19 protein-coding genes are annotated in these 26,463 nt (G+C 41.8%); 12 read left to right on the top strand and 7 right to left on the bottom strand.

Going from position 1 to position 26,463, the window contains the following annotated elements; translation table 11 throughout:
* Positions 1 to 108: 108 nt before the first annotated feature.
* Positions 109 to 1,164: a S66 family peptidase gene (locus PTUN_RS10350; RefSeq protein WP_009840227.1), complete on the bottom strand. Its 1,056-nt coding sequence runs from the start codon at positions 1,162 to 1,164 to the stop codon at positions 109 to 111.
* A 448-nt stretch (positions 1,165 to 1,612) separates the two neighbouring features.
* On the opposite strand from PTUN_RS10350, the gene PTUN_RS10345 reads away from it, so the two are divergent.
* A complete protein-coding gene (locus PTUN_RS10345) occupies positions 1,613 to 2,641 on the top strand; it encodes a serine hydrolase domain-containing protein (RefSeq protein WP_009840225.1) in 1,029 nt (342 codons plus the stop codon).
* 113 nt (positions 2,642 to 2,754) lie between these two features.
* Here the strand turns inward: PTUN_RS10345 and PTUN_RS10340 are convergent, their stop codons facing one another.
* From PTUN_RS10340 to PTUN_RS10320, 5 genes are all read right to left on the bottom strand, one after another.
* On the bottom strand, positions 2,755 to 3,216 hold the full coding sequence (locus tag PTUN_RS10340; RefSeq protein ID WP_009840224.1) for an RDD family protein: 462 nt from the start codon (positions 3,214 to 3,216) through the stop codon (positions 2,755 to 2,757).
* Between the two features lie 288 nt (positions 3,217 to 3,504).
* Complete coding sequence (locus tag PTUN_RS10335) at positions 3,505 to 3,822, bottom strand: hypothetical protein (RefSeq protein WP_009840223.1); 318 nt, start codon at positions 3,820 to 3,822, stop codon at positions 3,505 to 3,507.
* Positions 3,819 to 4,088 (bottom strand): DUF3081 domain-containing protein, encoded by a 270-nt coding sequence (locus tag PTUN_RS10330; protein ID WP_009840222.1) that lies wholly within the window; start codon positions 4,086 to 4,088, stop codon positions 3,819 to 3,821. The genes PTUN_RS10335 and PTUN_RS10330 overlap by 4 nt, the downstream gene beginning before the upstream one ends.
* A gap of 214 nt (positions 4,089 to 4,302) precedes the next feature.
* Positions 4,303 to 5,673: a sensor histidine kinase gene (locus PTUN_RS10325; RefSeq protein ID WP_009840221.1), complete on the bottom strand. Its 1,371-nt coding sequence runs from the start codon at positions 5,671 to 5,673 to the stop codon at positions 4,303 to 4,305.
* Complete coding sequence (locus tag PTUN_RS10320) at positions 5,673 to 7,034, bottom strand: sigma-54-dependent transcriptional regulator (protein WP_009840220.1); 1,362 nt, start codon at positions 7,032 to 7,034, stop codon at positions 5,673 to 5,675. Before PTUN_RS10320 ends, PTUN_RS10325 begins: the two co-directional genes overlap by 1 nt.
* 397 nt (positions 7,035 to 7,431) lie before the next feature.
* Between PTUN_RS10320 and PTUN_RS10315 the strand changes: the two genes are divergently transcribed.
* The 7 genes from PTUN_RS10315 to PTUN_RS10285 all read left to right on the top strand — a co-directional run bounded on the left by PTUN_RS10315 (position 7,432) and on the right by PTUN_RS10285 (position 21,112).
* Positions 7,432 to 8,682 (top strand): efflux RND transporter periplasmic adaptor subunit, encoded by a 1,251-nt coding sequence (locus tag PTUN_RS10315; RefSeq protein WP_009840219.1) that lies wholly within the window; start codon positions 7,432 to 7,434, stop codon positions 8,680 to 8,682.
* 69 nt (positions 8,683 to 8,751) lie between these two features.
* On the top strand, positions 8,752 to 9,513 hold the full coding sequence (locus tag PTUN_RS10310) for an ABC transporter ATP-binding protein (RefSeq protein WP_009840218.1): 762 nt from the start codon (positions 8,752 to 8,754) through the stop codon (positions 9,511 to 9,513).
* A 38-nt stretch (positions 9,514 to 9,551) separates the two neighbouring features.
* Positions 9,552 to 11,972, top strand: coding sequence for an ABC transporter permease (locus PTUN_RS10305; RefSeq protein WP_009840217.1), 2,421 nt, complete (start codon positions 9,552 to 9,554; stop codon positions 11,970 to 11,972).
* Positions 11,969 to 14,359, top strand: coding sequence for an ABC transporter permease (locus PTUN_RS10300; RefSeq protein WP_009840216.1), 2,391 nt, complete (start codon positions 11,969 to 11,971; stop codon positions 14,357 to 14,359). The genes PTUN_RS10305 and PTUN_RS10300 overlap by 4 nt, the downstream gene beginning before the upstream one ends.
* On the top strand, positions 14,356 to 16,824 hold the full coding sequence (locus tag PTUN_RS10295; RefSeq protein ID WP_009840215.1) for an ABC transporter permease: 2,469 nt from the start codon (positions 14,356 to 14,358) through the stop codon (positions 16,822 to 16,824). The genes PTUN_RS10300 and PTUN_RS10295 overlap by 4 nt, the downstream gene beginning before the upstream one ends.
* Complete coding sequence (locus PTUN_RS10290; protein WP_009840214.1) at positions 16,824 to 19,253, top strand: ABC transporter permease; 2,430 nt, start codon at positions 16,824 to 16,826, stop codon at positions 19,251 to 19,253. Before PTUN_RS10295 ends, PTUN_RS10290 begins: the two co-directional genes overlap by 1 nt.
* Positions 19,254 to 19,498: 245 nt before the next feature.
* Positions 19,499 to 21,112 (top strand): ABC-F family ATPase, encoded by a 1,614-nt coding sequence (locus tag PTUN_RS10285; protein ID WP_040644169.1) that lies wholly within the window; start codon positions 19,499 to 19,501, stop codon positions 21,110 to 21,112.
* Between the two features lie 952 nt (positions 21,113 to 22,064).
* On the opposite strand, the gene PTUN_RS10280 is transcribed toward PTUN_RS10285, so the two are convergent.
* Entirely contained in the window at positions 22,065 to 23,036 is a 972-nt protein-coding gene (locus tag PTUN_RS10280) for an integron integrase (RefSeq protein ID WP_096035249.1), read from the bottom strand.
* Between the two features lie 246 nt (positions 23,037 to 23,282).
* Here PTUN_RS10280 and PTUN_RS10275 point away from each other — a divergent pair, with 246 nt between their 5' ends.
* From PTUN_RS10275 to PTUN_RS22215, 4 genes are all read left to right on the top strand, one after another.
* Complete coding sequence (locus tag PTUN_RS10275; protein ID WP_009840211.1) at positions 23,283 to 23,552, top strand: hypothetical protein; 270 nt, start codon at positions 23,283 to 23,285, stop codon at positions 23,550 to 23,552.
* A 115-nt stretch (positions 23,553 to 23,667) separates the two neighbouring features.
* Positions 23,668 to 24,108, top strand: coding sequence for a hypothetical protein (locus tag PTUN_RS10270; RefSeq protein ID WP_009840210.1), 441 nt, complete (start codon positions 23,668 to 23,670; stop codon positions 24,106 to 24,108).
* 138 nt (positions 24,109 to 24,246) lie between these two features.
* The gene (locus PTUN_RS10265; RefSeq protein ID WP_232285023.1) at positions 24,247 to 24,480 is read left to right on the top strand and encodes a hypothetical protein; all 234 of its coding nucleotides are present in this window, start codon (positions 24,247 to 24,249) and stop codon (positions 24,478 to 24,480) included.
* 601 nt (positions 24,481 to 25,081) lie between these two features.
* A complete protein-coding gene (locus PTUN_RS22215) occupies positions 25,082 to 25,918 on the top strand; it encodes a reverse transcriptase domain-containing protein (RefSeq protein ID WP_009839314.1) in 837 nt (278 codons plus the stop codon).
* Positions 25,919 to 26,463 lie beyond the last annotated feature (545 nt).

Raw genomic sequence — 26,463 nt, 5'->3', positions numbered from 1 at the left:
TGAAAAATTTAAATATTTACTTTTAATTTAATGAATTGGTAAATGTCTTATTCAGAGCTGAGGTTAATTATTTTACTTTTGTAATTCGGCCTATTTTAGTCGATATTTTTACAGCTCACGGTTGAAATAGGTTTCATTAAAACTCGATTCCAGTTGAGTAATGCTCTGATTTTGTGTATCAATTTGATAGTTTATTCCTAGCGAAAGAATGATTTGCGGGTCTGTGTGGCCAAAACTCATATTAGTAACAATCGGTAAATCACCTTGCCCAAATTCGATAGCGATAACTTGCAGAATAACTTTATCTAACTGCTGTTTTTCCTCATCCGAATAGTCTCGAGCTCTGCCAAAAATTAGGCCGGATAACTTATCAAACACCCCCATAACACCATAATTTCTAAGCCAAAATTGGATGTAATCAATACTTGGTTTATCTTCAGATGTTTCTAAAAACAGTATCTTGTTATGCCAAAAATCGCTGTTAGGCCAAAATTGTGTTCCTTTTAGCATTTCCAATACTTCGATACAGCCGCCAAAAAGCTGGCCACTGCCGACCCCATTTCCTTGGATAAAGTGCGGACCGCTATTCACTTTTAATGGTTTTAATAGACCTAGATTTTTGGGCTCTGACCACTCAGGATAACCATCACTGTAGTAATCAAAAGCAGGGAGCTTCAATGCGCAAGGATTAGAAAAGATAAAGTCTGATAGATAGGTTTGATATTCAACAGAGTGCGTTTTTAATTGAGAGAAACCAGCCATAATAGAAGGGCCATTAAACGATACTATTCCTAACTGGTTAATAAAGGTAGTTATTGTTGTTGCATCTGAAAAGCCCATAAAAAACTTAGGATTTTCTAGAAATATCTCAGGATCAAGATAGGGTAATACTCTTGCTGAATCTGTCCCTCCGATCGCAGAGATAACTCCTGCAATATTAGGGTCTTGTAAGGCTTGATGAATATCATCCGCTCTTAACTTGGGATTATGATAAATAGTCTGCGCATCTAAGCAGGCTGATGGCATGATGATGACCTTAAACCCTAGTGATTCAAGATTTTTAATCCCCAAGTTAAATACTTCAGCAAAACAAGCTGGTCCACCCCAAGAGGGTGTAACAATGGCAAGTGTATCGCCAATTTTTAATCTGTTTGGTTTTTTCATTTTTAATGCATCTTTTTATAAATTCGATGATTTTATCACTTATTGTACTGTTTTGACCGAGATAAAAAAGAAATAGACGAGCGCCTTTGTAGCAGCCGGCTTATTCATATTTAGTCTTTATGTGACGCTAAGCGAGAAGGTTTTGTTGTTTGCAGCCGGTTAATATTCAGTGCAAGCTACTTTTTATTGAATGTCTTTATTAAAGGTATTTATTCAAGGTACTTTTTTGTTTTAGGTGCAATAACTAACCATTTGGTTGTTGTAATCAAAATCAAATTAAGACTTAATTAACCGCTAATAAAATGATTTATGTAAATTAAAGCGACGAGTATTTGCCACTATAAAAATTATTGCTTGTTATTTTTTCGTACCCAGTCGGAATTTATGTCCCCTATTTTCATGGGGGTCGCAAAAGACTTACTAGAAAAGGGCTATAAAGCTAAATATGATGAATAAAAAACAAAAAAAACTATCAATAAGAATAATTTTGCTTATTAGCACCTTAATCTCATTGACATATGTGCCGTGGATTTTAGTAAAAGCTTGGATATTGCCTTTACCTAATACGATTGAAGCTCAACTTGATGAGGCATTGGATCATGGTTTTGATGGCATCTTGGTTTTTGTCGATCAAGGTGGTAAACCGCCTGAATTTTATGCCGCTGGTTGGCATGACAGAGTCAATAAAATACCAGCTCTGCCAAACGCGTTATTTAAAATTGGCAGTATCAGTAAGCTTTATAGCGCAGTTGCGATTGCCAAGTTGGTCAATCGTCAGCAACTTGCTTTAAATAAAACAGTGGCAGATTATTTTCCAGAGCTAGTTGGGCGAATAGAAAACGCGGATAAAATCACTCTTCAAATGTTGTTGCAGCACAGAAGTGGTATTCCTAATTATACCGATACGCCAAATTTTTGGAGTAATCCAACCGACAGCTATCAAGGCGCGCTGGATCTCATTGTTGACCTACCTGCTAATTTTGCACCTGATAGCGATTATCAATATTCGAATACTAATTATTTGTTGATTGGTAAACTAATTGAAAAAACAACAGGAAAATCAAGGTTTCAATTCATAAAAGATGAAATATTAATCCCTTTGCAACTGCACAATACTTTTGGTTCGTTAAGTGACGTCACGCTTGATAAATTAATGGGCGGCTATCATGTTGGGGTGGACGAAAACATCAAGGCAACAGATTACGGCTCTATGATAGCGACAGCACAAGATGTCGGTATTTTTTTACGAGCTCTGAATGATGGCTCGGTTTTTAAACAAGGTGGTCGGGAGATTTATTCTACAATTTATGAGTATGAACATGGTGGCTGGGTACCGGGATTTCAAAGCCATGCTAAATACTACACAGAGATTGATACAGTCGTGGTGCAATTTAACAATACTACTGATAGCAAACTGTATTACTGGAACTTGTCAGAAATTATATTCAGTCGCGTAGTTCGGATTTTGAATCCTTGATGATCTGAGCGAGATAATTTAAAGAGAGTGAAGAGTGATAAAAACCAGCGTTAAACTTGATTAATGCTGGTTTTTAAAATGAAGTGAGTGCAATAAAACCATCTAATTTAAACTCACGCTTGCTTTACCACAACAGTACCAGCAATCAAGTCATGCCATGCTCTGTTTTGCTCATCAATTAAAATCCAAATAAAACCTAAACCAAGCGGTAATGCTGAAATAAAATAGCTTATGTAACGTAATAAGGCTTGGCTGGTGGATATGTTTAAGCCAGTATTTGCGTCAACCACTTTGGTATTCATCACCATTTTACCTGGTGTAGCCGCTTTTTTTACCCAAAAAGCTACCGCAAGCACCAAGGGTAATAACTCTTCATAAAATATATAATTTACGCTCCAAGAATTTTGTAAAGTGAGCCATTGGCTATCACCGTAAAACACAATAAAACAGGCCGCTAAGAACGTACTTAATAAGATACCATCAATAAGGTGGGCTAGGGCTCTGCGCATAAAACCGGCATTGTGCGTGTCCGAAACAGCTTGATAATAGCCAGATTGAGTTGAAGTTGTGTTCATAATAATTTCTCGATTCAAGAAGATGACTTGAGTATCGTTTAATTACGTTCCAATATTTAAACTTAATGATGAAAGGTCAACTACGGTGATAAGCAGCGGTATTTGTTTGATAACAATGGCTGAGTCCGCGACTGATCCTAGCCACTAGATAAATAAGCAATAGTAAATAGTATAGTGTCAGCTTTGTGATGTGAGAGTGTTTGCCGTTGAAGTAATACATTGGTTTTGGTAATGCCACAAACGGTCTAAAACATCACCTTGAGTTAAATTTACGTCAGTCAAAACCAATCAAGTAATTATGCCTTTAAATAAAAGCGGGTAACGCCTTAACCGATTGCCAATAAAGTCATCAGCTTGAATCTGCTGGCAAATCCGTTCAATGTCATCATCAACTTCAAATACCCAGTCAAAACGCTCAATCGCCAGTAAAAAGCCTTTTTTAAGAAAGGTTTGTTGCCGGTAATAATCACAATTTTGCTTGATAATGCTGATTTTATCAGGAGAACGCTTTAATTCAGCAATAACTAAACGAATGAATTCAAGTTGGTGTAATGATGTTTTACGTTTTGGTTTTTGTCGGTAAGTGCGACCTGCTAAAGGACTCATGGGGTATGATCTATCTGATGTTTTATGGATTCAATTTTTTGGATAAAATTGGTTTTTTGTTTTTCTTGTTCGTAGTCAAGGTGATAGGTATTGTGAAAGCCAAACCGCATAACAACACCACTGCCTTGCAAATAAATTGTATAGCCATCGAAGTCAGTAAAGGCGGTTATTCCTTGATACAAATAACCTTGTTCGTATCGCTCACCATTACGCTGAATATAATCAAAAACCGATAATATTGTTTTACTCGACAAGTCGTTTTTCATCGTTGGGCTCCAGTTGCTTATTGTTAGATACGACTTGAGGGTAGCATCAGATTACTGATTGTTTGAAAAATTATTGCTGCGTCGATTTTATTGACGTTAACCCAACGCTGCTTTGGTTAAAAATAGTGGCCAAAGATTGATGTATTATCCAGTATTGAGGTTACATATTACGTCGCTGATGAGGTAGCTTGTTTATCGAGCTTCGCTAGAGACCTTATTTACAGCCTAATTCACGATGTAAGTATGGTAATAGAATGGTGGCACTCGCGCCGGGTTGGTCGGTATTGTTGGTCAGGGTTAAACTGCCGCCATGCTGCTCTATAATGTTGCGGCAAAAACTTAAACCAATGCCTTGACCCCCTTGTTTTGTGGTGTAAAAAGGCACAAAAATATTATCGGGATTGGCGAGCCCTTGGCCACAATCTTTCACAATAATCTGATAGATGCTAGGTGCTTTTTGGCGGCTGTTTGGTGCACTCGTATTGAGGCTAATTTGCGCACTAATATTTACGCTAATTTTCGCGGGCTCTGCACTTGCTTCAACCGCATTTTTAATTAAATTAATCAGCACTTGGAATAAGAATGTCCGATCAGCATAAATCGGTGAACAGTCAATAGCAGCAGTGATCTGTGCTTTAGGATACAGTAATTTAATTTGTTCAATTAGTGGTTCACAGTCAATAAGGCTTGGCGTTAACGTGAGCCTTTGATTGATTGAAGCGTAGCGTCCCACAAATTCATTGAGGTGATTACAGCGCTCAGAAATAATGCCCAGCGCTTGTTGTTGGCGCTCGGTAGTCAGTTGACTTGCTAAGCTCTCGGCCATGCTGGCCACTGGGGTAAGTGAATTGCGAATTTCATGGCCTAATACCCGAATAATTTGCTGCCAAGCATTCAGTTGGCTTTCGCGCAGGGCGCTGCTGATGTTGATCATGACTAATAGTTGATGGGTTTGGCCTTGCTCGACAAATTCACTGTGGCGAATTTGCCAATGCTGTTGGGTGATCACATCGCTAAATTGCCATTGCCCGTTATTAAACACTAAACCTAAACTACTTACCCCCATATGGCGCAGGCTTTGCCAAGGCATGCCCTTTAAATCACCATAGGCTTGGTTTGCGTAATCGAGTTTATCGCGCTGGTCGAGCACCACAATGGGCACATTAAAATGGGCGATCAGTTGATAAACTAGAAAAACATGTTGATCGTAACGTGATTTTTTTTGATACAGCGACTCACTGAGGGCGATTAGCTGCTGCTGGAGGGTATTTACGCAGCCCGCAGGGTAACTTGGTTTAACAATTTGGTTGTAGTCTTCATTTAAGATGGCATCCAGATGTGCCTGATTACGATGAAAACTATTAATCACAGTGCGATAAAAAAGCATAAACAGCCAGCCAAACAAAGCGATGAAGCAAAGCGTGCCAAGGATAGGCAAACTCTGATGTAGCACAACCTGGTCAAGTAAGATATAACAGGCCACGCTACTTAGTAGGCACGAGAGCAGTGCAAAACAAATGAGCGTCTGTTCGAGTGACCATCTAAAGCTAAAAGTATGAGGTTTGGCGGTGTTTTTTGTCTGCATTATGATTCTTTATGGTGCGCAATCGCGTACTTTTCGAGGCGGCGATACATCGATGACTTGGTTAATCCCAGTAATTTTGCCGCCGCAGGAATATTACCTTGGCTGCGCTCAAGCGCCAAATCGATTAATGTGCGCTCCGCTTGGGCCAAGGTCATTAAGGGTAAGCGTTGAGTGTGAATGGTCGGTTGTAAATTTAAGTTCGCCTCAGCAATCTGATTTGTACTTGATAATAACACCGCACGTTCCATTACATGGCCAAGCTCGCGCACATTGCCAGGCCAGCGGTATTGGCGCAGAGCGTGTTTTGCATCGTCAGTTAAGGTTAATACAGGTCGTTGATATTTAGCACAATGCTGGGCAATAAAGTGTTCGGCTAAGGGCACTATGTCATCGGTGCGCTCTCGTAGTGCCGGCACTCTAAATTCAAGGGTATTAACGCGGTAATAAAGATCTTGGCGAAACAGCTCATTGTCAATCAGCTTGCTAAAGTCGCCATTTGAGGCACAAATCAAGCGAACATCCACTTGTTGGGTATGGCTTGAGCCGACCATTTCGAATTCATTTTTTTCTAGCACCCGTAACAATTTTGCTTGTTGTGAGAGCGGAATATTGGCCATTTCATCTAAAAATAAACTACCGCTATCGGCCAGCTCAAAACGGCCAATTCGTTGCTCTTTGGCATCTGTAAACGCGCCTTTTTTATGACCAAACATTTCACTTTCAAATAAGTTCTCAGGAATAGCCCCCATATTAACAGCGACAAAAGGGTGGCTATGGCGTTGAGATTGCTGGTGGATCCACTGGGCAATTTGAGTTTTGCCTGTGCCGTTTTCTCCAGTGAGTAAAATATTTGCATCGGTTTGCGCCACGCTGCCAAGTGCATTAAATAAACGCGTCATCACATCACTGCGATAGACAAAAGTGGGCGATGCGTTGTTTTGTAGTTGTTGATTGAGTTTTTGGTTTTGTTTAGCCAGTTCAGCTAATTTAAGTTGCTGTTTTATCAGGCTAATTAGGCGCTGGTTTTGCCATGGTTTTTCGATAAAGTCAACGGCACCTTGTTGCATGGCTGTTACCGCTAAATCAACACTCGACCAGGCCGTCATGGCTATCACGGGCAGGTTCAGTTGCTGCTTTTGCAAGTATTTTAAAAAACTCAGCCCTTCTTCGCCTGAGGTAGTATCGCGGCTAAAATTCATATCCAGTAGTAATAAATCCACCTCAATGCCTTGATCAAGTAGCTCTTGGGCATAAAACGGATTTTCGGCTTCAAGCACCTTAAAATGGTGATCTTCTAAAATGAAGCGGGCGCTTAAGCGAATTTCGGGGCTGTCTTCAATAATTAAAATCGTGGCGGACATTGTTTTTCCAAGTTATTGCTGTGCTAACCGTTATGATAAAGCGATAAGTATGCCAGCATTTTAACGCTAATTTTTCAGTGTGTTAGTGATAGAGTAACACTAAATTGAGTCACCTTGTCCGAAATCGAACTACAGAAGTCCGATTTTGGGATGATAAGGCGCCGCTTTTTTTACGTCACGTTTTAGTTGTGCCGCGCTTTAAACCGCTCTGTTGGGCACAAAAACGTATCACGCAGTTCAAAACTGAACTAATTGGTCCGAAAATGAAATAAAAATATGGTTAATAACATTGTAAATTATTTAACGTCATGATTTTAAATGGTTTTAATTTTGGCACGAGTATCGCTTAGTGTTCTGACATAGATACCTTCAGTGACAAAAATGAGTTGAAACTGCGATGGATGTAGTAAAAACAAAAGTAGTAAATCGTTTAGCGTTGTGGCAACAAGCATTGCTGGCAGTGGCTGTAATAATTGTATTAACGGTTTTGTATCAACAGCTCAAGAGCAACAAAGTGAGTGTTGCGCGTTCGCAAATTATTGTGGCGCAGGTGCAGCAAGGTGATCTTGATGTATTGGTCTCGGGTTATGGCATTTTAAAGTCTCATCGCCAACAGCTGCTGAGCGCTAAAACGGCCGCAACGGTGCAGGAAATTGTGCTAAAACCTGGCGCAATTGTCGCAGCCGACAGTGTGATTGTGCGCCTAGACAACCCTGAGCTCCAGCAACAACTTGATAATGCGAAACAGGAGCTGGCCAAGTTGCGCGCCAATTTACGTCAGTTAACACTGAATAATACCCGTGAAGTGCTTAACGAAACCGCAACCTTTGCCCAAATTAACGCCGAATACGAAAACGCTAAATTGAATCTCGCGGCCGAAACCACATTAATGAAACAAGGCGTTGTATCATCGCTTAATTATCAGCGCAGTATTTTAAATGAAGCGCAGTTAAAACAACGTTTAGAGATTGCCAAGCAGCGAGCAGTGCAACTAAAAGCGGTGCATCAAGAAGCCGAAAATATTCAATTAGAATGGATTAATCAACAGCAAGGGTTAGTGAATACGGCAAAGCGAAAACTCGACAGCCTTACGGTGAGGGCTGGCTTTGCAGGCGTGCTGCAAAATTTAGCAGTGGAGCTTGGTCAAAGCTTAGCTCCGGGGCAAGAAATTGCGCTGATTGGCTCAACCAAGGAGCTAATTGCCTTAATTAATGTGTCACAAAATCAGGTCGACCAAGTGGCCGTAGGTCAAGCGGTTGAAGTCGATACGCGCTTGGCAAAAGTGATGGGGCAGGTAACGCGCATTAACCCTGTAGTGATTAATAACACAGTTGAAGTCGAAGTGAGTTTACCAGAACAATTGCCTGAAAACGCGCGGCCTCAGCTTAATATCGACGCCAATATTTTAGTCGCAAGTTTAACCAATGTTCGTTACATAGAACGCCCAGCCAATATTAAGTCAAATAGCCAAGCGCAGTTATATCGCATTGATGCTGCGCAAAATAAAGCATTGTTGACCGATATTGAATTTGGTCGTCAAGCTGGCCGTTTTATAGAAATAAAACAGGGGCTTGAATTAAACAGTCAACTTATTATTTCGGATTTAACTAATTTGGCGCAGACGCATCCCGAGCTCGACATTTATTAAAGCAATACTTGGGAATACTCTGAAACATTTCATCACCAATGGTATAAAAAATTTAACAAGGAAAGCACAATGAACAATACACGCGATAACGCACGCACTGAACCACAACAAATTGTCATAAAAATGCGCAATATCAGTAAGGTGTTTGAAACTGAAGAGTTGCAAACGTACGCCCTGCGCAATGTTAATTTAACCATTTATCGCGGCGAGTACTTATCAATTTCTGGGCCATCAGGCTGCGGTAAATCCACTTTATTGTCATTGCTCGGTTTACTTGATTTACCGAGTAGTGGTGAATATTTTATTGAAGATAAAGACGTATCGTCGCTGACGTTGAATCAAGCGGCTGAAATCCGAAATGAGAAAATAGGCTTTATTTTTCAGTCGTTTAATTTAATAGATGAACTCAGTGTATTTGATAATGTGGCCTTACCGCTGCGCTACCATGCCAGCAAACCAAATAAAGAAACCATTCAACGTAAAGTAAAAGCCTGTCTTGAAAAAGTAGGTTTAGGTCACCGTATGAGTCATAAACCCAACCAGCTCTCTGGTGGGCAACAACAACGGGTTGCGATTGCTCGTGCCCTTGTCGCGGAGCCTGCGGTATTACTGGTCGATGAGCCAACCGGTAACCTTGATTCAAAATCGGGCGACCAAGTGATGCAAGTGCTGCAAGAGCTCAACCTTGCAGGTACCACTATTTGTATGGTGACACACGACCCACGTTATGCAGATATGGCCACGCGCCAACTTAAATTGCTCGACGGTGAGATTTTAGGTGAAGTGCAACAAAATCAACCACAGCATGATGTTATTCAAACGGCTATTTAATTGATCGCCTTGCAAGGTCGAACAAAAGGAATGTTGCAATGATATATCAACTTCAGGCTGCTTGGCAGAGTTTAAAACAGGCTCCCTTATTTAGTGGTGCGGTTATTGGTACTTTAGGTTTAACGCTTGGAGCATTGATCACGGTACTAACAATGGCGTATTTACTGCTTTATAAACCATTGCCTTACCCAGATCAGGCGCGGTTAGTGAAAGCTGAATATGTACAAATTGACCAAACAGGAGAAATTAATACTCGTGCGTTTAATTACCAAGCACTTATCCATTTGTACCAAAATCATGACGTATTTGAGCAAGTCGCATTGGTCTATTATGGCGAACAAATTGTTGATTCTTTAGCGCAATTACCGGTTAAAAATACCGCGTTTATTACCCCTGAATGGTTTGATTTATTTGCAGTGAAAATGCATTTGGGGCGTGTTTTTGATGCCCGTGATGGCCTCAATCAACAGCATCCGGTTGCGGTATTAAGTTATACCAGTTGGCAGCAAGACTTCGCCAGCGATAACAGCATTATTGGCAAAACTGTAGTGATAAATCAGGTGAGTTTTGAAATTATTGGGGTGGCTGCGCAGCAGTTTATTGAACCGGAGATTTTAAAAACGGGGCGCAAAACTGCAATTTGGTTACCTTGGGATTTTAATTTAACCTCAGAAAGAGCCCGTAGCTTTTGGTGGAACCGTTATTCTGACAGTCACTTTATTGCCAAATTGCCAGCAGGTACAGATAAAGATGAACTGGCAGCACGTTTATCAATCAATGTGAATAATGTGTGGCAACAACATGTTTCAGATTCTGAGTTTTTTAAAGGTTGGCAGGTTGCCCTTGAGCTCAACGCCCTTGATGGCGTTATTTTAGGTGACAAAGGGCAGAGCGTGGTGTGGCTGCTGGTGGCGGTCTTGGGGTTGTTGATAATTGCCACTGCGAATATGAGTAATTTATTTATTTCTCGGACTGTTAAGCGTGGTCAAGTCATCGCTATTATGTGTGCAATTGGTGCGAAAAAAAGCGCGTTATTTCGCCTTTTTTTGTCTGAAGCGGGCCTGTTATTGGGTATTTCAGCGGTGCTTGCGCTGGGTTTTGCCTATGGCATGCTGCGCCTACTGGCCGATTTTTTTAAAGTATTATTACCAAGAGCGCAAGAAATACAGCTTAATGGTATTTCGGTTGCAGCCATCATGGTGATTGGTGTTGTACTCGCGTGGTTGTTTGCAGCTATGAGTATGCAGATGATCCACTACCGAACCTTGGCAAGTCATTTAAAATCATCAGGTAAAGGCACGGGTATTCAAGTAAGGCCGATTGCTCGGCAATTGATGATAACTTTTCAGGTGGCTGTGGCCAGTTTTTTAGTGGCGATGAGTAGTGTCACGCTCAAGCAAAATTGGCAAGAGGTTTTAATCGCCGAGCAGATGCCTGTGGCGAATTTGGCCAGTTTAAGGATCAGTACCGCTACGCATTTGAGCGGCGATAATCGGCGCAATTTGCTTGAACAAGCGGTGCAAAAAATCTCGGCGTTGCCAGAAGTTGACCAAGTTAGCAGGTCGCGATCTCCTTTTGAAGATAACCTTATTACATGGTCGTTGATTGAACTCAGTGAACAGCAACAAGTGCTCCCTAAAGGTAAAGTAATTGATGCCCATTATTTTAATTTAATGGCTCAAACACTGGTGGCAGGTGAGTCTTTTACGCCAGATCACTACGGTGAAAATGACAATTATTTGGTGATAAACCAAGTGTTTGCACAGCAGCTTGGCGGTAATGCGATTGGCAAAAAACTCAGTTTTGATGTGACTGCGGGGCCTGAAAATGCATTTACCATAATTGGTGTGGTGCGCACGCTCGACATCCCTGGTAAAGGTGCAACGCCAGCCAAAGTATTTCGTGCCAGACGAGGCTCATCAGATTTACTGATCCAATTTAAAGCGGGGCAGTCGGTCAGCAAAGCACTGCTTAATCAACAATTACAGCAACTTGATGCAGGGCTTGCGGTGTTTAGTTACACCCCACTTGCAGCACAACGTCAAAAAGCACTCTTTCGCCCTTATAGCACATTAGTGATAAGTGCTGGGCTTATTGTGGTGACCTTATTACTGACAGGTTTAGGTTTGTTTAGTGTATTGCGCTACGCAGTCACATTAAGGCGAACAGAGATTGGGATCCACATGGCGGTGGGTGCACCACTTAACCGATTGTTCATACTTGTATTTAAAGATAATAGTATTGCACTGAGTATGGGGTGTGGATTAAGTGCCCTTGGTTTAGTCATGGCGTATTATTGGCAGCCTTTTGGCTATCAGTGGGTGGTTGATTCAGCCTCGGTGTTTATTATCACCACGAGTTTTATCATTACCTTAAGCTTGGCTTTTGTGGCAAGTTTGTTACCGCTACAGCAATTTTGTTCGCGCCCAGTCATTGAAAGCTTAAGGGGCGAGGTATGAATACTTATACTTTAAAACAAGCTTGGCTGAGTATTACTCGCGCTCCTTTAATGAGTTTTAGTATTGTGGCGACTATGGCGGTAGTCATGGCGACGTTATTTACCGTGGCAACATTGATTTATGTCGCGCTCTACAAACCACTGCCGTATCCAGAGCAAGATAAACTAGTAAAAATTGAGCAAATACAGCTAAATCATGCCGGTAAAGTCGATAACCGGGCTTGGACGTACCCAGTCATGATGCAGGTGTACCGTGAAAGTGCAGACATAGGCTCAGTTGCACTGAATTTTTATGACGAGGTAGTAATAAGTTCATTACCGAATCAACCGAAATTAATGGTCAGTTATGTCAGCCCTGAGTGGTTTACGTTGCTGGATATACCCATGGTGCTGGGGCAAAAAATGAGCACTTCTGAAAACGATTTAATCCTTGGCAATCAACTCCCAGAGGCGTTTATTAGTGAAGCGTTGTGGCAGCGCGAATTTGCAGGTTCCCCTGATGTGATCGGGCAATATATTACCTTGTATAGTGATTCATTTCAGATTAAAGGGGTGATAAGCAAAGATTTTATTGAACCCTTATTACATCGCGATAAGCCAAGAGAGGTGTGGTTACCCTTTGCTTTTAACCCCCATAAAACAAGGGAGAGCGCTTGGGGTTCAATTAGCCCCCCCTTGGCGATGCTGGCTAAAATCGCCGAGCCTCAAAATGTAAATTCATCGCTTGGCGACACCTTGACGCTGCGTATGAACCAATTATGGAAAGACAACTTAAGTGATACGCCATTTTTTAACGATTGGTCGATTAAAAGTACGCTCACACCCCTCAATGACGTTTTACTGGGTGATAATACTCAAAATTTACTGATTTTATGTTTAGCGGTTTTAGGATTGGCAGTGATCGCCACCGTTAATATTGCTAATTTTATGCAAGTAAAACAACAACAAAATAACCATACCATAGCTGTGCATATTGCTGTTGGTGCAAAACAAAGTGATATTACTTTGCAGCATAGCCTTTACCTTGGTTTATTGATGTTAACGGCAGGCTTGTGCGCAGTAGCTTTATCAAGTGGTTTATTAGCGCTTTGTCAGCGTTATTTTTCAGGCTTTATTTTACGTGCTAGTGAACTCGAAATGACGCCTTATTCAATGTTATTGTCGAGTGTTCTGCTGGTATTGATGACGGTGTTCATGCGTTTTTATGGGGGGTCTTCAGTCAACTTAAGACTTATTCATCGTGCATTAAAACAATCAGGAAAAGGTACGAATGTACAAATAAGTTCCAGTAAGCAACAGATTGTTATTGCCATTCAAGTGGGTGTTGCTGTTGTGATTATCTGTGGCGCAAGCATGGTACTAGCAAAGGCCTATCAGGCTCTTACTCAAAAGAGTGGTTTTGCATTAGAAGGGCGCTACAGCCTAGCGCTTACACATGCCGGTGTTTTGCGTCCATCAGAGGAACAAAGGGCGCAACACATGGTGGATTTTCAGCACGCCCTAATGTTAATTCCAGGTATGGTAGAGGTCAGTCAGGCACGTTCGCCCTTTGCTCATTATTGGGGGTGGCCCATTCATGACCAAGTCACTGATCAACGCTTTAGCCTGTTTATTAATACTGCCAGCGAAACGTCGTTTAATCTGATTGATAGGCCATTATTGGAGGGACGTTTTTTTGATAATCAAGACAGACAATTACAAACAAACAACATGATTATTGATAAAAACCTGGCGCAGTATCTTGCACCCAATGGGTCTGCGGTAGGAATGAGAATCACACCGGGAGAACCCGCTTTTACGGTGATTGGCGTGGTTGCCAATAGCGTCATTCCACAAGTAGATAATGACCGCTTTACCATTTATCAACCCTCAGCATTAAGTACAACTGATTTTTTGTTCAAAGCAGACCGGCCGATTAAAAAATCAGAGGTGATTGCGGTGCTCAAACGTTTAAATAATGACTATGTGATTGATGATTTTTATCATTTTAGCGATAAGTATTTTCAGTTACAGCAAACCGAACGTCTACTGCTCGTAAGCGCTTTATTTGTGGGCCTGTTTACCTTAATGATTGCAACTTTAGGGATTTATGGGGTGTTTCGTGTCAGCACTCAAATGCGCCAACATGAGATAGGCACACGAATGGCTGTGGGCGCAAAGCCGATTGATATTATCCAATGTGTATTTGGCCAACGCCTTAAAGCGATACTACTTGGGTTAGGTGCTGGTTGGCTGGTTTCTTTGCTGGTGTTTGCCACAGATTTTAATTTGGTTAGCTTTTTTATTAGTAGTTTATTAGTGATGACTGTAAGTGCTGTTGCACAGTATTTACCTCTGCGCCGTTTTATTGTGCGCCCAGCAATTGAAAGCTTAAGGGGAGAGGTATGAATTACACCTTAAAAGTAGCTTTGATGAACATCGCCAAAGCACCTATGTATGCAATGACCGTAATGAGTAGTTTAGCAATTACCTTAGGGGCGCTTGGTGCCTTGATGAGTATTTCATGGGTGTTGTTTTTTAAACCACTCGATTATGATTTAAAATCAATGCTGTTTGTTACAGAGCATCAAATTTTTAATCAAGTACAAGCGCTTATCTCAACCCAGTTTAGTCTGCCCGCAGCCAACGCATGGTATGAATTAAATACTGAGCAACAAAACAGCCCAAATGTTAATGGCAAGACCGAATCTTCGGCATTTTCACCACTGAAGCAACAGGTGATTTTGTCGTATTATATTGCAGATGTGATCAGCTCGTTAGCCAATACGCCGAGGGTAAACAGTGTGTATGTCAGCCCTAATTGGGTGAGTACGTTTGATGTACCACTGGTATTGGGGCGTGATTTCAGTTCGGTTACGCATATTAATGATAGTTTGCCTGAGGCGCTGATTAGTTATGAGTTTTGGCACACTGAGTTGTCACAAACCCCTGACATTATTGGCCAGAGTATCGAGCTTCGTGGTGTTTCTTATACTATTGTGGGTGTCGTTGCAGAGAATTTTGTTGAGCCGGAGTTATTTCAAACCGGTAGAAAAACAGCCGTTTTTTTGCCGTGGCGGTTTAACTGGTCAATTCAAATGAATTGGGGGCAGTGGACAACTCCGGATGAAGCAATAAAAGTGGTGAGTAAAATCGATGTCGCTCACCCACAAGCGGCACAAATGCAGTTTAGCTTTTCAGCAGCGTTAAACGAGATATTTAAACAAGGGATTGCTAACCAAAATAACTATCAAGATTGGCACACTAAAATCAAACAAACGCCATTAAAAGAGACCATGTTTGGACCCAGCCAACGCTTTGCTATGTTTGTTATGATAGCGGCATTAGCATTGTTTTTGATTGCTCTGGTCAATGTCAGTAATTTGGTGATGGCATATAATGGTGCAAAACACCGTACATTTGCCATTCATCTTTCACTCGGGGCACAGCCTAGTGCGATAAAGCAAATGTTATTGATTGAATTAAGTATTTTATTGTTTTTAGCGTTTATTTTTGCTGGTTTAATCGCCTACCTAGGAGTGTACTTATTCGCCAACTATGCAGGCCAATGGCTAGCTGGCATGACACAATTGCGTTTAACAGCTCAAGTCGTGGTTATTTTGCTGCTCGTTTTAGTCAGCATTGCACTTTGGTTTGTTTACATCAGCGCGCGCAGCATTGATTTCAAACATATTATTTTCAGTTTAAAAAGTAGTGGCAAAGGCGTTAGCCAAGGTATTAATTCAGTACTTCGTACAAGTTTAGTGACCAGCCAAATAGCGCTATGCGCAACCATTATTTGTTTGAATATCAGTCATTTTGAGCAGGCTGCCAAACTGGTGTTTGCAAAAAGTAATTTACCAGTCGAAGGCCTTTATCAGTTAAGGTTGAGCCCAAAAAATCCATCAGGTTTAGGTCGGATGGAGAATATAGCGCAAATGCAGCAACTCAAATTAGCTTTACTTGAGCAGCCAACAATAAGTGATGTGAGTGTTTCTTTGTCACCTTTGGCATGGTTTGGTCAATTCTCGATTACAGATGTAGCCAATACCCCGTATTTGCCAGAAACAAAATTTATTGATGAAGATTATTTTCGTTTACTTGGCCAAAAATTATTACGCGGCGATAACTTTACTCAAAACCAATTAGTGCAACGAGACAAAAAGGTTATCGTTAATGAAACCTTTGCAAAGATGCTGGCAAAAAATGGCGAGGTGCTTGGTCAAACAATTACCTTGTTTGAGCAGAGCTATCGAATAATGGGAGTGGTTGAGGATTTGGTCTTACCAAATCAAACTCGCTCAATTGCCCGTTTGTATGCACCTGACAATGGTACTCGTAATAATATTATGCTCAAGTTCAAACAAAAACAGCAGGCAATGAGCCGCAATGAGCTTGCGACACTTATCGGGCAGCTGGGTTCACAGTACCAACTCTTTTCTTATCAAAGCCTTGAAAAAGACAAAACTCAGTTGTTGTTTTTATCTAATATGACGTTTTATCTGACCTTGATACTGATTATTTTTACTTTGTTTATTGGAGCCGCTGGCTTGTATGCGATGGTCAGTTTCACTGTGCATGAGCGGGCGTTAGAGTGGGGCACACGCATGGCGCTTGGTGCTAAAGGGCGCGATATACTGCGGTTATTATTGGGTGAAAATAGCAAAGCTCTGCTACTGGGTTTTACCTTTGCAAGCGTTTTTTTGATGCTGATAATCTCTAATACTGAGCTATTAATAGTTAATATATCATTTGGTTATAGTTGGTTATTAACATTAACACTCATTTTGATGGTGCAAGTCTGGGCCTGTTATGCCCCGCTGCGCCGATTTATTACTCGCCCGGCAATGTATAGTTTAAGGGGGCTAAAATAATGGGCTATTTGATACTGCAAGCGTGGCGCTCGTTACGCCATCACAGAGTATTTAGCCTTAATGTGCTGTTTATTTTAGCGGTCAGTATAGGCGCGTTAATGGCCGCCATCACCTTATATTTGCAAGTAATGGTGAAACCTTTACCGTATCCACACGCTGAGCATTTGTATAGCGTTAAAGGCCACATTTATCATCAAGATAAGCCATTTTACAGTAATGCACTATCGGCTGTGGCTGCCTTTGATATCGCACAAGAATCCGTGTTTGATTTAGCCAGCCCGTTGGTTTATCACGATATTTTAATGATCACTGAGCAGGCAAGCCCAAGGCTAAATGCCACCTTTGGTTTTGCCACTTTATTTGAATTGATGGGCATGGAGTTCGAGCTTGGTGGGCCGTTTAGTGAGCCAAGCAGTCGCAATGCGTTTAATCATGAAGTGGTAGTGAGTTATACGTTTTGGCAAAACCAATTAGCAGGCGCCAGCGATGTGATTGGTACAACCATTCGTTTACGTGAGCAAAGTTATCGTATTACGGGTGTATTAACACAGCAAAGCCAAGAAGCTGAACTTTATCAACCAGGGCGCTTTAGCGAGGTGTATTTACCGTTTTTAGCCAGTAACTGGGTGGATTTAATGCCAGGAAATAGCGGGGCTATTCGCCCGCAAATAAAAGTACTTGGGCGGCTAAATAATCAGTTTTCAGCCAATCAAGCCGCGCAGTTGATTACGCCGCAGCAACAACAAACATTTAAGCAAGATCACCTCAATACTCCGTTTAAAGATCATGAGGTGCGCTTTGAACTGGTGTCTTTGAAAGAGCAGTTACACGGCAAGAGTGAATCCACAAGCCATACCCTGTTACTGGCAGCCATTGGATTACTGCTGATTGCGTTAGTGAATGTATTGGCCTTGTTTATTATGCGCGTGACCGAGCAGCAAAAAAAACTGGCGATTGAAATGGCACTCGGTGCGACACCTCGTCAGGTGTTTACTCAGTTATTATTGCAAACTGGATTACTATTTTTTATTAGTTATCTCTTGGGCAATGCAATTGCTTATATCTTGCTGCAACAAGTGCAATTTTGGGGCAGTGATGAATTTAGTTTATTGAGTCGTTTGGCGCTTTCATGGCCGGTTCAGTTGGCGGTATTGGGTTTATGTGTTGGGCTTGCAATAGTATTCGCCTTAATCGCGTTATTAAATCTGAACGCTAAACAGTTAATATTGTCGCTGCGCCAATCGGGCAAGGGCGCTGCGCAGCAGTTATCAACCGCAATTAAACAAGGTTTGCTGGTGGCCCAGTTGACGCTTGCTTTATTGCTCGTGGCAGCCATGAGTAGCATTATGCTGTGGAGTTGGCAGGCGCTTAATACGCCGCTTGGATTTAATGAGCAAAACCTGTATTTACTTCAGTTAGAACTGCCAGATTTTGACTATAACGGTGAGGTTTACGCAGCTAAAAAACACCAAGCGCTAGCATTGCTTACAGCCATACAACAGCTACCTGAGGTAAACAGTGCGGCATTGGCGATGGATCACCCCTTAGAATATGCGTGGTTTAGCGCAGTCAATACCGAGTTTAATGAGGCAACGCAAATCAATGCCTATGGTCATGGCATCAGCGCGGCGTTTTTTAATACCACAGAGCAAACTATTTTTGCGGGCCGGACTTTTAGCGATGATGAAGTAAATAATGGTGCCCGCGTGATGCTAATTAATCAAACTGTGGCCAATAAGCTTGGCCTGACCTATCAAGATATTGGCCGTACACTTTATTCACGCCAACCTGACCAGCCTTATACCTTAATTGGTATTGTTAAGGATATTCACCAGCCTAATGTAGGGCCAATTGATCGGGTTTATTTACCGGTGAATTTTTATCATACTCATACCCTTATTCGTACACAAAATGGTATAAAGCCAAGCATCAATACGCTCAATAAACTGATCCAACAACTGAACCCACAAGCACGAGTATTGGCCTTTATCTCGGTGGCAGATTTTAAATCTGCGGCATTTAAATATCAGCGCCTTGCATTGTGGAGTAGTTTTTTACTCGGCAGCTTTGCACTTTTAATTGCAGCCAGCGGTATTTACAGTTTACTCAATTACCAACACACCTTAAGTCGTGCGCAAATGGGCATGCACTTATTGCTAGGCGCAACAACTTCTCGGTTTATAGTGCTGCAAGCAATCGCTATGTTGAGCTTATTATTAAAAGCCTGTTTTTTACTTGTAGTGTGTATTGGTTTGCTATTTTTGCTCAGTGCACCAAACGGCTTCGCTTCATGGTTAACGATTAATGCACTCATTATTAAAGGAATAATAGTAAGCGTATTATTAGTTGCCGCGGTGCTCTTGATCAGTGCGTGGCACACCAGTCGCGCTTTACTGACTAGTTGGCCAATGCACAACTTACGCAGTTAACGTTGAAAAGAATTACCTGAAGTAGGGTAGAAGATAAAACGGTATTTTATGTAGTGCGTTAGGAAACTGATGCACCACGAGGTATGTTTATACTGTATCTAAGGAGAATAATCCAAAGCATTACTCGACATCATGCCGTTAGGCTCTGTATAATTTGCGCCCTCATTTAGACCGACATTTACGCAAGCGTTTAGCTGGTTTTTTGTACCATAAAACGATTTGCAGGCATTGCTTAGGAATTAATTTTGATCTCAACCGCTAATATCACCATGCAGTTTGGTGCCGAACCTTTGTTCGAGAATATTTCCGCTAAATTTGGTAACGGTAACCGTTACGGCCTTATTGGCGCCAATGGTTGTGGTAAATCAACATTCATGAAAATCTTAAGCGGTGTGCTGACGCCTACTTCTGGCAATGTCTCAATCACCCCTGGTTTAAAAGTAGGCACGCTAAGCCAAGACCAATTTGCCTTTGAGCAATATACGGTTATTGATGCCGTAATTATGGGCGACACCGAACTTTGGAAAGTAAAACAAGAACGTGACCGTATTTATGCTTTGCCAGAAATGAGCGAAGAAGACGGCATGCGCGTGGGCGACCTTGAAAGCCAATACGGTGAAATGGACGGTTACAGCGCCGAAAGTCGCGCCGGCGATATTTTATTAAAAGCAGGTATTGAAGAAGAATTCCACTTTGGTTTAATGTCACAAGTAGCCCCAGGTTGGAAACTGCGCGTGCTTTTAGCGCAAGCCTTGTTTGCCAATCCTGATATTTTATTGCTCGATGAACCGACCAATAACTTAGACATTCATACCATTGGTTGGCTTGAAAACGAGCTAAACCAACGTAAATGCACCATGATCATTATTTCTCATGACCGTCACTTTTTAAACGCCGTGTGTACTCACATGGCCGACATTGACTACGGTGAGCTGCGCATTTACCCAGGTAACTACGAAAAATTTATCGAAGCATCAACCCTTATCCGTGAGCAATTGTTAGCGGGCAATGCGAAAAAGCAATCTGAAATCGAAGAGTTACAAGACTTCGTAAACCGCTTTGGTGCTAATGCATCAAAAGCAAAACAAGCCAGTTCGCGCGCAAAACGCATGGATAAAATTACTCTTGATGAAGTTAAATCAAGTAGCCGTATCGCCCCTAGCATTCGTTTTGCTGAAGGCAAAAAAATGCATCGCCAAGCGCTGATTTTAGAAAACTTTGGTCATGGTTTTGATGACGAAATCTTGTTTGAAAAAGGCGAGTTAATTTTAGAAGCAGGTGCCAAACTGGCGATTATCGGCGAAAACGGTGTGGGTAAAACCACGTTTATTCGTTGTTTAATGAATGAACTTGCGGCAAATAACGGGGTAGTGAAGTGGTCTGAAAATGCTTTAGTGGGTTATTGCCCGCAAGACAGCACTAAAGATTTTGATAACGACTTAAGCTTATTTGATTGGATGTCACAATGGCGCACCGCAAAACACAACGACTTAATGGTTCGCGCCATGTTAGGCCGTTTATTGTTTACCGCCGACGACGCTAATAAAAAAGCCAAAAATTGCTCGGGTGGTGAAAAAAACCGCCTGTTATTTGGCAAATTAATGATGCAAGATTTTAACGTCTTAATCATGGATGAACCAACCAACCACATGGACATGGAAGCCATTGAAGCGCTGAACAATGCACTGAAAGATTATCAAGGCACCTTGATTTTTGTCAGCCATGACCGTGAGTTTGTATCCTCATTGGCAACTCGTATTATTGATATTAAAGATAAAAAAGTTGTGAATTTCCACGGCACTTTTGATGAATACCTAGCCAGCCAAGCAGAGCAAGCGGCATTATTAGGTGTGCGCTAAATTAGTTTGCTTATAAGCGATTAACATTAAGATTAAAAAAACCGGCGCGAGCCGGTTTTTTATTGGTATTAATGTGAGCTTTGGTATTGACGTAGGTGCAAGCCTGCTTGCGAAGTCGAGCGCAGCTCGGCCGCTTTTTGTAGGTTTGGCTTTAGCCCGACAGCTTTTAAAAAGCCATTTTCACATCAATAACTGTGTTTAGTTTTAAAAACCGCTTTTTAAATTAGCATTGTTGTTGCCGCACTGGCGACGGCAGCCAAGGGGAGGCTATCGCCGGTCTCCCCTTGGAACCCCTCGGCGCCCCAGATTTTCAAAAAATAGGCAAACTGATCTTCAAAAATACATTTGATGTGAACCATAACCGCCATGAAACGGCTCGCTAATACATCCCTGTACGCTACCCAGTTCGGCCATCCAAGGCCTCTCGTTCAAAGCAATGCTTTTCACCCATGCCTTAGCATGGCTTGCTCGACTTCCTGTCGCGCATTATTCATCAAATCTATTTTTTCAGGTTTGATTTAAGGGGTAATTTGTTGGCATCGGCGTATGTTTTGATATTTGCGTAGGTGCAAGCCTGCTTGCGAAGGCGAGCAAAGCTCGGCCGCTTTTTCATCGGTATAAAATAGTGTGCTTGTAATAAGTTGTAAGAAAATTAGACTTGTATCTTATTGTCTATTATGAAGTTTATCAGTAACCTTGCTAATTATTGCATTTAAAAATGTGAAATAGGGGTTGAAGTTAAGTGTTACTTTTTATGATCAAAGGCAAAAAAAGATCAGAACAGACTAATTTTGGTAAAAACCGTATTATTTAAGTTGTTGTTTTAAATTCATTAAGATTGACAGTCCTTAAGTATGTGTACAACGTAAAGATCATGTTGTTTGCGCTTCTCACTTACTATGAATGACTAAAACTCCTTACTTAGCGAGTCTGTTACAAGCTTTAGGTTAGCTTACAGTAGTTGCGATAGTGGGCTTTGCACGGCATTGCCTCCTTGCTTTAGCACATGAGTATAAATTTGCGTGGTTTTTACATCGGAATGCCCTAGCTGCTCTTGCACAGTGCGGATATCCATACCCGCTTGTAACAAGTGGGTGGCGAAAGAGTGGCGTAAAGTGTGGCAGCTAACATGCTTGCCGATAGCCGCTTTGCGGGAGGCACTCTTGACCGCCTTTTGCAAACCTGACTCATCAATATGATGGCGACGCAGCAATGTAGAATCAGGATCAATGCTTAGTTTGCCGGATGGAAATAAATACTGCCAGCCAAGCTCTTTTGGCGCACTGGGATATTTTCGGGCTAAAGCAAAAGGTAACCAAACCCCAGCATAATCTGCAGTTTCCAGATCTTGCTGATAATAAGCCTCGACCAAGGAAGTTTGGCGTTTTAATGCCGGCACCAGCTCAGGCGCTAAGGTCACCCGACGGTGCTTACCACCTTTACCATGCCATACCATGATGGATAGGTAATCAAAATCAATGGCCGCAACCCGTAACCGCACCGCCTCCATTAACCGCAAACCGCTACCATATAACAATTGCGCCAGTAGCAAATAGCCAGGATCAATTTCTCTTAACAGACGTTTGATTTCGTCTTTGGTTAATACAACAGGCAGTTTTCTCGGCTTACTTGATTGATTAAAATTAAGGTTAAGTGATAACGGCCGCTGTAAAATCTCTTTATACAAAAAACTGAGTGCATTTAGTGCCAATGCTTGTGTTTGCACTGCAACATGCCGATTGACTGCAAGGTAGGTTAAAAACTGCTCTACATGTTGCTCCGCTAAGTCTTTAGGGTGCTGCTTTTTATGAAATAAAATATAAAAACGGATCCAATGTAAATACGTTTCCACCGTGCGCTTAGCATAGCGGCGTTTGTACATCTCTCCAGTTACGAAGTCTAAAAAGGGTGATTGCGTTGGCATTTTTATACTCCACTAATAACCACTGTTTAAGTATACAGTTATTCAAAAAATGTCAAGCCGCTCTTGTTAGACGGATGTTTCCGTATTTTCACTTAACGTTATAAAATTAATTTTATAACGTGTTGTCTGTAGTGAGTTTTTTGGTTAATGTATTGCCAAATAAATTTACAACTACGGAAAAGTCCGTTTTTAAATACGGAAAGTTCCGTCGAATAAGCGTTATGTGTATAGGGAGGTACTAGTTAGATGTTAATTTTATTATTTTTCTTTTTACTTATATCTTTCTTGAGTTTATTTGTTGGTGCACTTATGGCTCTCTTTTCAGTTAATGAGCAAACATTAAAAGAATCTGGATATTCTAATGCAGTTGCCATATTTCATTTACCTGAGTTATTTCAAAAAAAGTGGTACAAGCCAAACCGGTTATATGTTCGTAAAATGATTATAGGTGGCTTTATTGGGTGCCTAAGTGGCTTTGCATTGTTATACATTTTGAATAAATTAGGATTGGTTTAAATACACATAACAAGCCATTGCAGTGCGGGACTTTTAACAGTTGTCTTTTCTCACTGCGTTCGTTATTTTAGCCAACTATTAAAAGCCCCTGAATGGGGCGTTAGAGCAATGCGAAATGAAAAAAATATATAGCAAGGTATTTTTGTCTATCGTAGTGATTGAATCGCTAATATTTATGATGCCAACAACACTGATGCTTGCCCTTGGAATAGTAGTGTCAATACTTGGTTTTTTCCAAGGTAATAAGGGTGGGGTTACTCCTGTCTATTTATACATATTTGCGTTTTTAGTTGTTCTTTCCTTCGCGGTTTATTCACTTTGGTGGGTAATATTTTCCTATAGAAAACTAACCCTAGGTACAATACCAAAATATATCTGGTTAGGTTTACTTATAGGCTCAATTTTTGCCGTACTTGCATCTAGCCCTTTCAATATAGAGCCTGTTCATTATATTAGTTCAGCTGAAATATTACGTAATAAATTACTTTTTGGCTTAGCGCCATTAATAACTGCTATAACTTTACTGTTTATAATCTATTGCCAAAAAAAGCTCTAACAAGGCGCAGCAACACGCCGCTGCGCGGCTGGACAGTTCGTAAGTCGCGCTTATGTGGTTTTGCTTCGCAAAAATATTCCACAACGCACAACTTACGAACTGCCGTTGTGCTTAACGTTATATGCCAAGGAGGTTTCGGTGGAAGAGTTAGCCGAAGGAGCATTCAAAGCTATTCTTAGATTTATCCGCTTCATCCTATTGGAAGCTATTTGCGAGTTTCTTATCTATTGGGTTGGTCGTATATTTCTAAATATTGTTACTTTAGGTAATTATCCTCGTGGCCGACAGGTTGAAGATCATGAAGGTCGCATTATATGTACGGGATTTGCGGTAATTATCCTAACCATTGTCTTGATAAGTCTTTATGTCTAAATTGGCATATAACAATCGCCATCAAAACGCCGCTTCGCGGCTCGACTCGCAACACGTTGCTCGCGCTTGTGGCGGGCGTTAGTGCGTCAAGCGAAGCTTGATGCATCTTGCAGGGTGCAAGTCCCTGTCGGGTAAGGTTTAACTCACCACCCGTATCGAGTGTTGCGCCTATGGCGGAGCTGTTTTTTTTTCAGCGAACAAGATAGGTGAAGCGTACACAGAGAATTAAGTAGGCCACAGGGGATCCGTGTCCCTGAAGTGCTGAGATCGCTCCGATAAATACAGTCTGACTGACGAGGTTTGTAACGCCACTGAAGTCCAAGCAAAGCAACCGTAATGAGTGAGGTTGTGGCGAGTCAGCGGAGTTATTAAGCCGTGGCATGTTTAAAGAGATGCATCAGGAACTTGAGAGAGCCAAAGGTGTTCCGCAAGGAAGCGGTAGGGAAGCTAAGTCAAAAGCAAGGCCAACGATGACCCTTTGGCAGTCAGACCAGTTCGTAGTAGTTTGAGACGGGAAAGCCGATCACATGGCGAAGGGGCTGGCAGTTATATCACGTGTTTAGCAGACACATAGGCCGGACAATGTAGGGCTGGACTCACTATGATAACCGAACTAAACGCGATCACATTTAAATCACAGCGCCACCCCAAACACAGGTTTCAGAACTTATACGGATTACTAAGGGAAGATTTCCTGTATCAAAGTTGGGGTCAGCTCAATAAACAAGCAGCCGCTGGTATTGATGGCATCACCATGCCTGCTTATCAGCAGCAACTTGTTGGCAACATTACTCGACTGAGCGATGCCCTGAAGCATAAGCGCTTTCGAGCCAATGACATCAAACGTGTCTTTATTCCCAAAGCAAATGGCAAACAGAGACCGCTGGGCTTGCCCACGGTGGATGATAAATTGGTGCAACAAGGCGTGAGCCAGATATTGCAAAGTATCTGGGAAGCGGATTTTCTGCCCAATAGCTATGGCTACCGACCGAATAAAAGCGCCCATCAAGCGGTGCACAGTTTAGCGTTGAATCTTCAGTTTAAAGGATACGGTTACATTGTGGAGGCTGACATTAAAGGCTTCTTCAACAACCTTGATCACAACTGGCTGATGAAGATGCTCAAACAACGCATTGATGACAAAGCCATGCTGAGTTTAATCAGCCAATGGCTTAAAGCCCGCATAAAATCACCTGAAGGGGTATTTGAATACCCGAAAAGCGGTACGCCGCAAGGGGGGATCATTAGCCCGGTACTGGCGAACATCTACCTGCATTACGCACTCGACTTATGGTTTGAAAAGAAAGTAAAACCCCGAATGCGTGGCCGCGCGATGCTCATCCGGTACGCCGATGATTTTGTGTGTGCGTTTCAGTACGCCAACGATGCTGAGCGATTTTACGAGGTGCTGCCAAAACGACTTAAGACTTTTATTTAAACATAAGCAATTTAGAAGTGGCTGAGGAGAAAACCTCACTGCTACGATTTAGTCGATTTCACCCGAGTCGAAAACGGCAATTTGTGTTTCTTGGTTTTGCCTTTTACTGGGCAAAAGATGCACAGGGAAAACCTCGACTCAGGCGGCGAACAGGGGCGGAAAAGCACCGCGCCAGCATGAGCGAGTTTTACCAATACATCAAAGCCAAGCGGTCAAACAAGCTCAACACTTGGATGCCGCAACTGAAACGCAAACTGATGGGATACCGAAATTACTTTGGCCTGCCAGACAACAGCTGCAGCCTTGATAGATTGTACAGTTATGTGTTGCACAGTTTATACAAATGGCTGAATAGGCGCAGTGGCAGACGCAGTTACAATTGGAGTAATTTCAAGAAGATGCTAATGTATTATGCAATTGAGCGACCAAGAGTGAGTAAGCGATTTATTCACGTAGATTGGTACTAGGAGCGTGTTGATTTACACGCGTGAATATATAACTGAAGAGCCGGATGCGGTAATTCCGCACGTCCGGATCTGTGTGGG

The organism is Pseudoalteromonas tunicata (assembly GCF_002310815.1).
In the GTDB taxonomy this organism is placed as follows: domain Bacteria; phylum Pseudomonadota; class Gammaproteobacteria; order Enterobacterales; family Alteromonadaceae; genus Pseudoalteromonas; species Pseudoalteromonas tunicata.
Note: the sequence above shows the minus strand (reverse complement) of the source record. Positions and strands in the feature narration are given on the sequence as shown.